Raw genomic sequence first — 13,044 nt, 5'->3', positions numbered from 1 at the left:
TTTGTTCACTAAATTAGGCTTAAGATCGAAAGTACGTTCACTTCTTAAGTATTAATCTTGTTGACGAAAGGCATCGTTATTTATTGACAGCAGCACGGTTCCGGCACCTGCCGCCTGCAGACGAATGTCTCGGTGAAGCCCGGCTTTTGATATCTTCACCCTCGAAGCATTTCGTTGGTGGTAATGCAGGCACCCATCGCAATTGAAATGTGATTTGAGGAGTCTGTGATGTCTTCGGGACAATCACTCGATAATCGTTTTCTGCACGCTTCTCCGGGGCGTGTGTTTCTGACCAATGTGCTGCCCATGACGCTCATCATGGTGATGAACGGCTTGCTGAGCGTGGTCGATGCAATCTTCCTGGCCATTTTGTTGGCGCCAGAGCCATGGCTGCAGTCAGTCTGGTCTTCCCGGCAATTATGCTCACAATTGCCATGTCAACGCTGGTCAGCGGCGGCATGTCGAGCCAGATGGCAAGGCAGCTTGGTGGCCGCAGGATTTCAGAGGCGGAAGCAACCTTTGCACGCGCTCATGGTCTGGCACTCATCATCGCGTTGGGCTTGATTGCGCTATTTTTTCTGGTTGGACGCCCGCTTATCAATGGTATGGCGGACGGCGATATGGCGCTTGCAGAAATGGCATATCTCTTTCTGTTCATCACCATTCTAGCGCTGCCGCTTCAATTTGTCCTTGGCCTTCATGCCGATGCATGGCGCAATGAGGGGCGAGCTGGCCTGATTGCGATAATGTCGGTCTGCGTGACGCTCGCCAATATTGCACTGAACTACATTTTCATTGCGAAGATGGAGCTTGGCATTGCCGGATCGGCTTTGGGTACGGTTTTTGCTCAAACTCTTGGCTTGTTGTTGCTGCTTGGTTTCAGGCAATTCAAGCAGGGTACGATTTCGCTCAATGCTTTGTGGCACAACTCCTGGGTCGGCGGTTGGGGACGTATAGCGGGTCTTGGGGCTCCGCTGAGTTTGAGCTTTATTGGCATTGCGTTGAGCACTGCCTTTGTGATCAGCGCGCTTCGTTTCTCCGAAGGCTCGGACTATGCGTTGAACGTTGCGGCTTATGGCATTGTAATGCGGATATTCGGCTTCACATATCTGCCTTTGATGGCCGTAGCGCTCGCAATGCAGAGCATCGTCGGCAACAATGTGGGTGCGGGTCTTTATAAGCGCTCGGACACTGTTTTGCGCATTGCGCTAACAACAGTGTTCGTCTATTGCCTCATCATTGAGATCATTGTCCTGATGGTCAGTAATTCCATCGGCTTGATCTTTGTGGACGACCTTGCAGTGAGTGAAGCGGTGGCACAGATCATTCGCCCAATGACCTATGCTTATCTTTTCACCGGGCCCGTTTTGGTTTTTGCGCTTTATTTTCAGGCCATTGGGCAGCCCGCACGCGCAGGACTTCTGACATTGAGCAAGCCGTTTGTGCTTCTGCCTGCTTTCGTAACGGTGCTTACAGCATTCTGGGGCGTTAATGCGATCTGGTTTGCATTCACGCTCGCAGATACGGTGATTGCGCTCATAGCTTTCGCAGTTCTGATTGCCGCTTTGAAGAAGCGGACATCGACAGGCGGGCTTGGACTGTCACCTGCAGTGAAGCTCGCAACGGAACGTTACAGCGGTTCCAGTTAAGAATGAATCGTTGGAACCGTTGTAACTGTTTGTTTTTACGTATTATCCGACGCGAAACTGCTTCGCACTTTTGCTGGAAATGCTATAAAAACGAAAATTCCCGCCGGATGTAAATCCGGCGGGAATTCCAATTTTCTTGCATTTATCGATAAGCCGTCAGGCTTTTCCAACGGCCTTCAACGCAAAAGCATAAGTGTAGGCAACTTCTTCCAGTCGAGAGAAGCGACCTGAGGCACCGGCATGTCCGGCATCCATATTGATGCGGAAAAGAACCGGATGATCGTCCGTCTTAAGCTCACGCAGTTTCGCAACCCACTTGGCAGGTTCCCAATAGGTAACGCGTGGGTCGGTCAGACCAGCCACAGCCAGAATGCGCGGATAGGCTTGCGCGCTGACATTATCGTAAGGCGAATAGGCTGCGATGTTGCGATAATCGGTTTCCGAGGTGATCGGATTGCCCCATTCCGGCCATTCAGGCGGCGTCAGCGGCAAGGTATCATCGAGCATGGTGTTGAGCACATCCACGAACGGAACTTCCGCAATGATGCCACCAAAGGCTTCCGGTGCCATGTTGGCGATAGCGCCCATCAGCATGCCGCCTGCCGAGCCGCCATGGGCGACAATGCGATCATGGCTGGTGAAACCATGCGTGACGAGGTGTTTTGCTGCCGCGATGAAGTCCGTAAACGTGTTGGTCTTTTTTTCACGTTTGCCGTTTTCGTACCAAGCAAAACCCTTGTCCTTGCCACCACGAATATGCGCGATGGCATAGACGAAGCCGCGATCCACGAGCGACAGACGCGAGGTGCTGAAACTTGCCGGAATGGTGATGCCGTAAGAACCATAGCCATAAAGCAGGCAAGGGGCCGAGCCGTCGAGCTTTGTATCCTTATGATAGATCAGCGAAACGGGCAGCAATTCGCCATCCGTTGCCGGAGCGAGAACGCGCCGTGTGATGTAATCAGCAATATTATGGCCTGATGGAACTTCCTGCGTTTTGAGCAGTGCGCGTTCACGCGTGCGCATGTTGTAATCGAACAGTTGCTCAGGCGTGGTCATCGAAGAATAGGAGAAACGAATAACATCCGTATCGTATTCCGCGCTGCCATGCAGGCCGAGCGAATAGGCTTCTTCGTCGAATGCGATGGCGTGCTGCTCGCCGGTTTCGCGATCACGGATAACGATGCGCGGCAGGCCATTGTCACGCTCCATCCAGACCAGATGCCGCTTATAGGCGGAATGCGACAGGATCAGGCGTCCCGGCACTTCCGGAACCAGCTCTTCCCAGTTTTCAGGCTGCGGTGCCGATGCCGGTGCGCGCATGATCTTGAAGTCTTTGGCGCCATCAACATTGGTCAGAATGAAGAACTCATCGCCGCCAGGCGCGATATCGTATTCAACGCCTGTTTTACGAGCCATGATCAGCTGCGGTTTTGCAGATGGATCATTTGCAGGCAACAACCAGCATTCCGAAGTCTCGTGATCATGAATATCGATGAAGATGAAGTCATCGAGTGCCGAGCCACCAACGCCAAGGAAGAAACCGGCGTCTTTTTCTTCAAAGATCAGCTTGTCCTGCGTCTGTGCTGTGCCGATCTCATGATAGAAAACCTTGGATGGTCGGTGATTTTCATCCAGCAAAGTATAGAAGAAACCTTTGCTGTCAGCATCCCAGCTGCCACCGCCATTGGTATCTGTCAGAATATCTTCGAGATCCGACATGCTGTCGAGGTCACGTACCTTGAGCTTGTAGAACTCTGATCCCTTGTCATCATAACCCCAGATCAAACGATTGTGATCGGGCGAATGAACGGCAGATGCGAGGCGGAAATAGGCTTTGTCTTTCGCTTCCTTGTCGCCGTCGAGCAGAATGGTTTCATCACCGCCATCGCGCGGGGTGCGAATGAAGTAAGGCTGCTCGCCGCCGGTCCGGAACGACATGCCGTAAGCATAGGGGCCATCCTTTGAAGGAATGGATGAGTCGTCTTCCTTGATGCGTCCGCGCATCTCGGCAAAAAGCTGCTTCTGAAGTGCATCTGTGTCCTGCATCAACGCAGTCTGGTAGGCATTTTCCGCCTCCAGATGCTCGCGGATTTCGGACGCCAGAACGGACGGGTCTTTGAAAACTTCTTGCCAGTTTTCAGCGCGGAGCCAGGCATAATCATCGGTGCGGGTGATGCCGTGGCGTGTGTCGCTCGCGGGGTGCTTTGGTGCTTTTGGTGGCTGAGGAAAATTGGTGTCGTGTGGCATGTAAAATCCAGTAAAAAGCAAATGAAATCAGTCCGAACCGTTGTGCCGGTCCGGACTGTGAAGCACAGGAATTAATCCTGATCGAAGATCAGTGCATTACCGTTCATGCAATAGCGCAGGCCGGTTGGCGGAGGGCCGTCCGGGAAAACGTGACCCAGATGTGCATCGCAATCCGAGCAACGAATTTCCGTGCGGTTCATACCGTAGGAGTGATCTTCAAATGCTGAGACGGCATCTGGTTCGATCGGCTGAAAGAAGCTCGGCCAGCCAGTGCCGGACTCGTATTTCGCTTCCGACTTGTAGAGTGGACGGTCACAGCAAACACAACGATAGGTGCCGTGTAAGGAGCTGTCGAAGTTCGGGCTTGAAAAAGCGCGTTCCGTGCCGTGCTGTCGGGTGATCTGATACTGGATCGGCGTAAGCTGTTCGCGCCATTCCGCATCGGTCTTCACAACCTTCAATGGGCGGGTTTGATCGGTAGAGCTAGACATATATATCTCCTCTCTTGAGCGAAGCCGTATGGATTTGAATGCGGCACAGTGCAAACGGACATAAACTCTTCAATATATTGTTGAATTGCTTGTGCGTTTAGATGCCTGCATGTGCTCTGCGTTTCGTAGCGATTATATAGTTGGTGGATAAGCCAAATGCGAGCTGATCTGAATGAAATATATTTTAATTATGCCTTTTTGCTGCCCGACTCCCTGTTCATGGTCGCAATCAATAAATTGTGTTTGTAGTGGCGTGGGTAAATAGACTTGGCAGAAAAAAACTATTGCTTATGTGTGAGCTACAAATTAATGAAGCTGCGGAAAAGAGATGCAAATCCCCCCATCTTTAAGAATATATGGCTGAGCTGAAAATAGCGTCAAACGCGTTTGGCTACAGCATAATTCCTTAAACTTGAATCAGTTTAAGGTAACGTTATGCTGTAAATATAGATTGTTAGAGCGACCTTTGTGCGCCCAAGAGGGCGCACGACGCTCTAGTCTGAACGGTAATTGGTTTTTTGTGTTTAAGTACATTGTATTTGCACAACCAAGAAGAAATCAATTCCGTTAATGTAAAGTGGTTTGACAATTCTATTGCAAATGGCACTATTCATTGGTATTCGCATCGCGAAATGAGTTGGGCAGGGCATAAGAATTCGCGTAGACGGCAATCGGTTTTGAGAGTCGCAGTCTGCTTGATAAAAAGCAAAGACAAAAAAAGGAAATACAATGGAAAACCCTGAAATTTACGACGAAAGCGCAGAACTGCTTCTCAGCCTTACTGCTGATGTTGTTGCTGCTTACGTCGGAAACAACTCCATTCGTGCGAGCGAACTGCCTCTCCTGATTTCGGAAGTGCATTCTGCTTTCAAGCGTCACGTTGAGCGTGAAGAAGCTCCGGTTGTTGTTGAAAAGCCGAAGCCAGCCGTCAACCCAAAGAAGTCGGTTACTGACGATTACATCATCTGCCTGGAAGATGGTAAGAAGTTCAAGTCGCTGAAGCGTCACCTGATGACTCATTACAGCATGACGCCAGAACAGTACCGTGAAAAGTGGGATCTCGATCCTAACTACCCAATGGTTGCTCCAAACTATGCTGCAGCACGTTCGCGTCTTGCAAAGAAAATGGGTCTGGGCCGCAAGCCTAAGGACGCATAATTATAGCATCTCCAGTAAGAGTGCGAAGCAGTTTTGCTTTGGATAATGCGTAAAACCAAACAGTTACAGTGGTTCCAACGATTCAGTCTGAACTGGAGCCGCTGTAATCAAATCCTGGTATCGGAAGCTTGTGTTTCGATACTGACATGCGATTTGTTTGATGATGGCTCCGAACGCATGAGGTAACCTTCATGCTCTCCGGGCCATTATTCATTTGAATTTATAGCATCGACTTTTGCTTTGCTTTTATCCCGCATAGCCGGTCCAAAGCCTGTTTTAATGCAATATGTCGATTAAGATCATAGCTCCAGTGTCCGCGAACACCACGAAGACGTTCGCGTTCGATAAGGCGGTTTAGGCGGCCTTTTGCCTGCCGCTGCTCCTCAGCTGGGGCGTGGAGAAGCTTATCCATATCAATCCCTGCTATGATTTGCAGCGCTGCGCGTTGTATCGCGCTCATGCGCTCTTCTTTGCGCGCGTTCAAAAAGGTTTGGGTTGCTTCTCTTAGGGCTAATTCCATTATCATACTCCTCGTCGGCTTAATTTGGTGCCGAAAGGATCGCGCATTTCGCGGTTTGATGGATAAATTCCTATTATTTATAATTTTGTTAGACGCGGTATCAATTTTCTGTTGTAAAAAACTTATCCACGCTTGCAAATTCCTCACTATAAGAAGATATTCCTATTACGGTGAGGAAAGATGAATGTCTTTGGAACTAACAGATATCATCCATACCCGGGCTGAAGCTCTTGAGGCTTTGAAGGTGATTGCGGCGCGACACGGTCGAGCCCTCAGGATAGATAATTCTGGTCGTGCGTTGGGTCGCAGGCGCCAGGAAAAAAGCGTGGAACTCTGTGACGCGTTGATCGATTTGTTGTCGGCACATTTTTCTGTAAGCGGCGCTGAACTGCGCTCGCCGCTAAGATGCAGAAGAGAAGTAGCACAGGTCAGACAGATCGGAATGTATCTGGCGCACACATCGTTTGGAATGGTGATGAGCGAGGTTGCATGTGGGTTTTCGAGAGACAGGAGCACTGTTGTTTATGCGTGTCATCTTGTTGAAGACAGACGTGATGACGAAGATTTTGATGCAGTGGTTTCCACACTTGAAAAGGTTGTGAATTCAGGGTTCTCGGCTTGGAGGATGGCAGCATGAGTGTGGCGTTATCAGCTTCTGAAATAAGATTGGTCCGCTTTTTAAAGCAGGGCGGCTGCGAAATGCAGGATTCCGTTCGCGAAACGCATGTATTGCTGGTTGGCGAGCAGGGAACCATTGCCGCAACGCGTTTCGAAATCGGTGAAATGCAGAAGCGCGGCGTCATCATCTGTGATGGCCAGCGCCTGGCTCTCTCTGTGCCAATCCGCAAGGTTGCTGCAAAATGTGCCAAACCAGCAAAGACAGCACGGGTCAGTCAGACAATTGAAACGGAGCAGGGGGAGACTGTTGAAATTAATCCAGCCGAATCACCGCTCGCAAAGCTTTATCGCCTTAGAAGTGCCGATGGTTGCAGCTTCATTTCTGAGGACGAGTTTCGGGCAGGCGAGCGCCTAAGAGCTGATTTCACGCGCGGTTCTTTAATGCCTTCGATTTCTGCGCGATGGGATGCAAGTGTGGGCAATTCGGGTCGTTCCGGTCCCGGCGGGATGGCCGAGCTGACTGATATTGCACTGGCGAGCAGAATCCGTGTGGAGCGTGCGCTGGAAGCGGTTGGCCCCGAACTTAGCGGGGTCCTGATTGATATCTGTTGCTTCCTGAAGGGATTGGAAACTGTCGAGCGCGAGCGTCAATGGCCGGTGCGTTCAGGGAAGATGTTGCTAAAAATGGGGCTGGCAATGCTGAATAGGCACTATAATCCGCCGCGCGCAGTCGAACATAGGTCGCCGGCAGTGCTGCATTGGGGTGCGGACGATTATCGTCCGACTGCTCGTCCCGGCCAGGGTTGAATTGGGGGTGCTCATTTTGACCGCATTGACCCTTTGAAGACTTTGAACAACAAAGCATTAGCAGCGGGGGTGAGAATGAAAAGCAATCGGCAAAGTCTTGAGCGAGTTCTTGCAGAGCTTGAAGCTCGAGCGAAAACCGAACGTGTCTTCGGTAAGATTTATGCTGAAACCGCGCGTAATGAAGCCGATGCCGCTGATCAGCGCATCAAAGAAGGACGTTCCCGCGGACCTCTGGACGGTCGGATTGTATCGATCAAGGATCTATTCGATGTAACTGGCGAGCCAACGCTCGCTGGTTCCATCGTGCGTAAAATTGGATCGCCTGCCACCAATGATGCCCTCATTGTGCAACGTTTGAGGGATGCGGGCGCGATCATTGTCGGTAAAACGCATATGACGGAATTCGCCTTTACTGCAGTCGGATTAAACCCCCATTACGGCGTGCCAGCCAATGCAGTGGACCCAACGCGCGTTCCTGGTGGTTCATCGTCGGGGGCGGCAGTTTCGGTTGCAGAAGGCACGAGCGAAATCGCCATAGGTTCAGATACTGGCGGCTCTGTGCGAATCCCTGCCGCTTTGAATGGCGTAGTTGGCTTCAAACCAACCGCTAAACGCATTCCGCTGGATGGCGCATTTCCACTGGCCCCCTCACTTGATTCTATCGGGCCTCTGGCGCGGACGGTTGCGGATTGCATTCTGACGGACGCGATAATGGCTGGCGAAGCGCCTGTTCTGCCTGATGCTACAGATTTGAGCACGCTGACGGTTGGCTTGCCGGAAGGCGTGCTCTTGGCTGATATGGAGCCGGAAGTAGCGGAAGCTTTTGGTGAGGCGTTAAACGCTCTCAAAAATGCGGGCGTTAGGGTCGTCCCGCTTGAGGTCAACGATCTTATTTTAGAGCTGCGCAAAGCAGCACGGATTGGTTCGATTGCCGGTATTGAAGCAAGCCATGTTCATGCCGACACCTGGCTCAAAGACCCGGATGCAAATGTCGATCATCGGGTGAAGTATACGCTTGCAGAACGCTTGAATGTCTCAGATCAGGCATATGAAGGCTTGATGCAAACGCGGAAAAATCTGGTTCAGGAAATGGACCGGCGATTGGGTGGCATGGATTTCTTCGTAACCCCCACGACGCCAATTGTTGCGCCGACGATTGCGTCTGTCAGCGAAGATCCCGTTGAATATGACCGTGTTGAAGGATTGCTGCTGCGTAACACGCAGATCGCCAATCAATTCGACCTTTGCAGCATCACTCTGCCGATGCCGGTTAAAGGAATGCCAGCAGGATTCATGCTGACAGCCCGAAATGGTGCAGACAAGTTGTTGTTTGCTGCAGCTCTTGCCGTCGAAAAGTTGCTAGAGCGCCTCCCGAAAAGTGGGAACCGGTTTTCGGAATAAGATGCGCGTAAAGACAAACAGATAAAGCATCTCCAATGATTCAATCTGAACAGGAAATGCTTTAGGCTGAGACTTTCAATGCTGCTGCATCGCGGCGGATGCGCGCGACCATGGAGCGAAGACCATTTGAACGCTGTGGCGTAAGATGCTCATCAAGTCCGAGCTTCTTCAGCACCTCTTCCGGATCGGAAGCCACGATTTCAGACGCTTTACGGCCGGAATAGAATGCAAGCACGATAGCGACGAGACCGCGGACGATATGAGCATCAGAATCGCCGAGAAATTCGACAACCGGATCATTGCCTTCATGTGGAATAGTCTTCAGCCACACCTGGCTGACGCAGCCTTGAACCTTATGCGCCGCATCACGGGCATCATCTGGATAGGCTGGCAATTCCTTACCAAGATCAATCACATAGCGATAGCGATCTTCCCAATCGTCGAGAAATTCGAAGTCGGAGATAATGCTGTCGATTGTGGTGGTCATGATATTTGCTCAGATTTGATCCCGGATATGCCGTCTATATAGGGATAAATGTGACAAAGGTCACGGAAAAGCATCACTTGCGTGCGGGAATTGCACCTGTGGAAGAATGATCAAGTGCGCGCAGTGCTTCAGCGCGTGGCGTAGGGATCGGAATGGCATGGAGTACGCTTTTCGTGGGCTGCTCCGTCGTTGTGTCCTGCGTTACAGTAACTGGCACCGCAGTCTGCGGCTTTGTACCGAAGCGATCGCTTAAATATTCAAGTACTCCGCCGCTGCGTTCCAGCACACCGCTCGCGGCACTGGAAAGAATAGACGCGCCGTTTTCACACAAAGCAGGGTTGTTTACGCAAAGCTTGCCCAGTTCCAGCGCCGTTTTGCCATTATTGAGCATTTGGTCAATCGAATCCGGCTCCGCTTTGGTTTGAACCGGAGCGCTGTTCTTCGTCGATGTGTTTTCCTGATCCGCAGGAAAGAAGTGCGGCATCACCATGAATGCCAGCGACAGCCAGATTGCGGATTTGATGAGAAAACGGATCATTAGCTCAAAAATGTTGATCGGAAGCTTCGGGGCTATTCTCTACTGAATTTGAAAAGATTCCGTAACTGACGGATTCGACGCATTCATGACATGAAACAAATGCCGAGAGCCGAAGGCCTTGATGTCACTTGTCTACCTTCTGTTTACCATAGTGAAAAAACCCGGCCTCTGAACCGTCAGATTTTGGCTCAATGGACGCAACACGGCTCAGTTTTATCGTTTCTTTAAAGCCTCACCTGCAATTCTACTGTCGACGGGCTGATCCCTGATGGTGAAGCCAAACGAGTATTGAGTGAGTAAGGCAAGTTGAACGCCATTCTTTTGAACGCAGCACAGATCGTAGGCACGCAGGTGCAGGCGCTCGCGCGTTTTCACGAACGTTTCTGTCAGCGCTGGACTGAGCAATCAGACGCGTCTGCGATTCGCGTCGTCGGCTCATTCATGCTTTTCCCGGTTCTTTTGTTTGCTGCGGTACTCGCATCCGGCGTAGTGACTGATGTTGCAGCCATAGCCGTTCTCGCGGCGAGCCTTGCAGGCGTTGCCATGATTTTCTGTGCTCTGAGCCTGATGGGCTTGAGTGCCGCAGTCCTTGGTGGTCTGAATTTTGCCGCCTATGGCGCAGGGCTGGTTTCAATTGCCGCCTTTGCGAATACCAGCAATGTCACGCTTTGGCTTCTGGCTGCAGCTTTGCCGTTGGAAGCATGGTTCGTGAGCCGCAAGCCCATGGCAACACTTGGCGGCGCAGCTGTTGCGGCTTCCGTACTAAGTGCGTTTGGGTTGATCGGCGGCGCCACCGTTGCTGGTGCATCGTCGGTCTCATTGCTTGTTTTGATGCTTTACATGGCGAGCCTTGTTGCGCGCAGCTTCATGATCCGAAGCGCGATAACAGCGGCGCCACAGACTTTGAAAAAGCCTGTCGTTGCTGAAGGCGATGTGCAGCTTTCGATGGATGCTGAAGGTATTGTATCGGAGATTGATGCGAAGTCTGCCGCCGTTCTGGGCGTCAAACCCAAGATGCTGGAAGGCACGGCACTGATTGATCGCGTTCATGTGGCTGATCGCGTGCAATATTTGTCGCTTCTCGCAGACCTGCGCTCGTCGCGCACTGCCCGCGCAGCTGATATTCGTCTGCGCACACTTGAAAACGGTAGTCCGGTCTTTCTGTCATTCCGCATGGATGGTGCGGCAATGAATGGCGTGATCACGCTGATCGGACGTTCGCTTGAAGGTGAGCAGAAGCTCATTGAGGAAATCAATGCGCTGAAGGCGCAGCTTGAAGCGGAACGCATCGGCAAAGGTCGATTGCTCGCAACTGTCAGCCACGAGCTGCGTACGCCGCTTAATTCGATCATCGGCTTCTCTGATATGCTGTCGCATGAAATGGGATGCCAGCTGCAGAATGAAAAGCAGCGTGAATATGCCGGTCTCATTCACAAGTCGGGCCACTACCTGCTCGAGCTGGTCAATTCGGTTCTTGATAATTCAAGGCTGGAAACCGGCACGTATCGGATCGAACCGCAGAGCTTCAGCTTCCGCGATGCTGCTGAACTGTGTGCCGCGGTTATGCTGCCGCTCGCTGAAAAGAAGGGGCTTGCCTTCTGTCATCGTGTGAATGCGACAACCGGGGAGGTCGTTGCTGACCGCCGTGCAGTACAGCAGATTTTGCTTAATCTTGCTGCCAATGCGGTGAAGTTTACCGAGACTGGTGGCTGCGTCACCATCGACGCTACCCGCGTCATGATTGATGGACGTCCTCAGTTGGAAATTATCGTTGCCGATACGGGTATCGGTATCGAACCGGAAGATATGCAGCGCATTGGATCGCCATTTGTGCGAGCTGACAATAACTATACGCGCGCGCAAGAGGGAAGTGGACTTGGCCTTTCAGTGGTCAAGGGGCTGGTCGAGCTTCATCAAGGCTCGATGACCATTAAGAGCTGTGTGGGCGAGGGAACGGTCGTAACTGTTCTTCTGCCAGTCACAGGCCCGCAAAAACTGCTTGAGCAGGATTCTTTGGGAGAAGAAGATCAACAGAAGCTTGGCACGGTGATTGATATCCACCGTCACCAGGGAGAACGGATTAATGAGTGGCAGAAAGACGAAAACCGGGACCAAGGCCCAGAGCGGATCGATGCGCAAACCCGCAAAACGGCATAGTCTCGGTCGCCGCCTCCTTCAGTTCTTTTTCAATTCTGCTTCTAAGCTGGCGATAGCTGCTGGCGAATTCATTGTGCGCAATCCCGTGCTAACCGGTGGTGCGACGGCCTTTGCTGTGGTGATGGGCTTTGTTTCAGCCAATGCGCTTTGGTACCAGCCAGAAGCGCACAATGCCGTCTTCTTTAAAACCCGTGCGGACTTTGTGTTCAAGGCAACGCCGCGTGCGGTTCTGCCGGGCACAGCTGCTGCCAACAAATCTGAGGAAACAGCACCTACCCAAACGGCAAATGCGGAAACACCCGCAACGGCTGAGACGAAACCAGATCAGCAACCGACGGAAACTGCGGACCTGTCTCCTGATCGGCTGCAAACGACCGGCTCGATTGATGAAATGCTGCCCGCCCTTGCGCCAAATGCCGATATTGAAATTGCTCGACTGCAGCAAAGATTGCTGACGCTCGGCATCTATAAAGGTGCTGTCGACGGATTTACCGGTCCGCAAACACGCGAAGCAATTGAGCGTTGGCAGGCACTTCAAAAGAAGGTGGGCGTTCCGGCACAAAGTGGCGCGGTGCAGACGGCGAATGAAGATGATGTCGCGAAGGTGATTGATTTAGCGGTGCCGTCCCCAAGGCCTGAACCGGCGGTTTTGAAAATCGACGCATCAGCAAAACGCGCACCTGACCTTGCATCGCTGGAAAGCAAGCCGAGGCAGGAAAAGAAGCAGCTGGCTGCAGAACCTGCCGTACAACAGCAGGCAAAGATTTCCTCGCAGGATATCGTGCGGGTGCAGGCAGGCCTCAAAGCCTTCGGCAACGAAATGGTGAGCGTTGATGGTGTTCCGGGTAAATCCACGCAGGACGCGATTCGCGAGTTCCAGAAGCTGTTCAATCTTCGCGTCACCGGCGAAGTGGATGCCGCACTAATTTCCAAGATGCGTGAAATCGGTCTCATCAGTTGATGCAGGG

Annotated in this window: 12 protein-coding genes; 7 read left to right on the top strand and 5 right to left on the bottom strand. The window is 51.9% G+C overall.

All coding sequences use genetic code 11. The features are described 5' to 3' along the window. Nucleotides 1-386: 386 nt before the first annotated feature. Nucleotides 387-1,649, top strand: a complete 1,263-nt coding sequence (locus tag QSJ70_RS20360) for an MATE family efflux transporter (protein ID WP_352231020.1) — start codon at nucleotides 387-389, stop codon at nucleotides 1,647-1,649. 156 nt (nucleotides 1,650-1,805) lie between these two features. Here the strand turns inward: QSJ70_RS20360 and QSJ70_RS20355 are convergent, their stop codons facing one another. Next, on the bottom strand, nucleotides 1,806-3,899 hold the full coding sequence (locus QSJ70_RS20355) for a S9 family peptidase (protein ID WP_285539131.1): 2,094 nt from the start codon (nucleotides 3,897-3,899) through the stop codon (nucleotides 1,806-1,808). A 71-nt stretch (nucleotides 3,900-3,970) separates the two neighbouring features. Next, nucleotides 3,971-4,390, bottom strand: a complete 420-nt coding sequence (gene msrB / locus QSJ70_RS20350) for a peptide-methionine (R)-S-oxide reductase MsrB (RefSeq protein ID WP_007874139.1) — start codon at nucleotides 4,388-4,390, stop codon at nucleotides 3,971-3,973. A gap of 729 nt (nucleotides 4,391-5,119) precedes the next feature. On the opposite strand from msrB, the gene QSJ70_RS20345 reads away from it, so the two are divergent. Next, a complete protein-coding gene (locus QSJ70_RS20345) occupies nucleotides 5,120-5,548 on the top strand; it encodes a Ros/MucR family transcriptional regulator (RefSeq protein ID WP_007874141.1) in 429 nt (142 codons plus the stop codon). A 220-nt stretch (nucleotides 5,549-5,768) separates the two neighbouring features. Here the strand turns inward: QSJ70_RS20345 and QSJ70_RS20340 are convergent, their stop codons facing one another. Then, a complete protein-coding gene (locus QSJ70_RS20340; RefSeq protein ID WP_502871704.1) occupies nucleotides 5,769-6,071 on the bottom strand; it encodes a cytoplasmic protein in 303 nt (100 codons plus the stop codon). 187 nt (nucleotides 6,072-6,258) lie between these two features. Here QSJ70_RS20340 and QSJ70_RS20335 point away from each other — a divergent pair, with 187 nt between their 5' ends. The 3 genes from QSJ70_RS20335 to QSJ70_RS20325 all read left to right on the top strand — a co-directional run bounded on the left by QSJ70_RS20335 (nucleotide 6,259) and on the right by QSJ70_RS20325 (nucleotide 8,894). After that, nucleotides 6,259-6,705 (top strand): helix-turn-helix domain-containing protein, encoded by a 447-nt coding sequence (locus QSJ70_RS20335; RefSeq protein ID WP_007874145.1) that lies wholly within the window; start codon nucleotides 6,259-6,261, stop codon nucleotides 6,703-6,705. Beyond that, nucleotides 6,702-7,493 carry a DUF6456 domain-containing protein gene (locus QSJ70_RS20330; RefSeq protein WP_285539126.1) on the top strand — a complete coding sequence of 264 codons (792 nt, stop codon included), beginning with the start codon at nucleotides 6,702-6,704 and terminating at the stop codon, nucleotides 7,491-7,493. Before QSJ70_RS20335 ends, QSJ70_RS20330 begins: the two co-directional genes overlap by 4 nt. Before the next feature lie 75 nt (nucleotides 7,494-7,568). Continuing rightward, entirely contained in the window at nucleotides 7,569-8,894 is a 1,326-nt protein-coding gene (locus QSJ70_RS20325; protein WP_285539124.1) for an amidase, read from the top strand. Between the two features lie 61 nt (nucleotides 8,895-8,955). Here the strand turns inward: QSJ70_RS20325 and QSJ70_RS20320 are convergent, their stop codons facing one another. Then, entirely contained in the window at nucleotides 8,956-9,381 is a 426-nt protein-coding gene (locus QSJ70_RS20320) for a SufE family protein (protein WP_007874152.1), read from the bottom strand. Nucleotides 9,382-9,454: 73 nt separating this feature from the next. Then, nucleotides 9,455-9,919: a hypothetical protein gene (locus QSJ70_RS20315; RefSeq protein WP_285539121.1), complete on the bottom strand. Its 465-nt coding sequence runs from the start codon at nucleotides 9,917-9,919 to the stop codon at nucleotides 9,455-9,457. Between the two features lie 306 nt (nucleotides 9,920-10,225). On the opposite strand from QSJ70_RS20315, the gene QSJ70_RS20310 reads away from it, so the two are divergent. Next, on the top strand, nucleotides 10,226-12,076 hold the full coding sequence (locus tag QSJ70_RS20310; protein WP_285539119.1) for a sensor histidine kinase: 1,851 nt from the start codon (nucleotides 10,226-10,228) through the stop codon (nucleotides 12,074-12,076). Continuing rightward, nucleotides 12,051-13,037, top strand: a complete 987-nt coding sequence (locus QSJ70_RS20305; RefSeq protein ID WP_039859588.1) for a peptidoglycan-binding domain-containing protein — start codon at nucleotides 12,051-12,053, stop codon at nucleotides 13,035-13,037. The genes QSJ70_RS20310 and QSJ70_RS20305 overlap by 26 nt, the downstream gene beginning before the upstream one ends. Nucleotides 13,038-13,044 lie beyond the last annotated feature (7 nt).

It is taken from the genome of Brucella sp. NBRC 12950, assembly GCF_030268145.1.
Taxonomy (GTDB): domain Bacteria; phylum Pseudomonadota; class Alphaproteobacteria; order Rhizobiales; family Rhizobiaceae; genus Brucella.
Note: the sequence above shows the minus strand (reverse complement) of the source record. Positions and strands in the feature narration are given on the sequence as shown.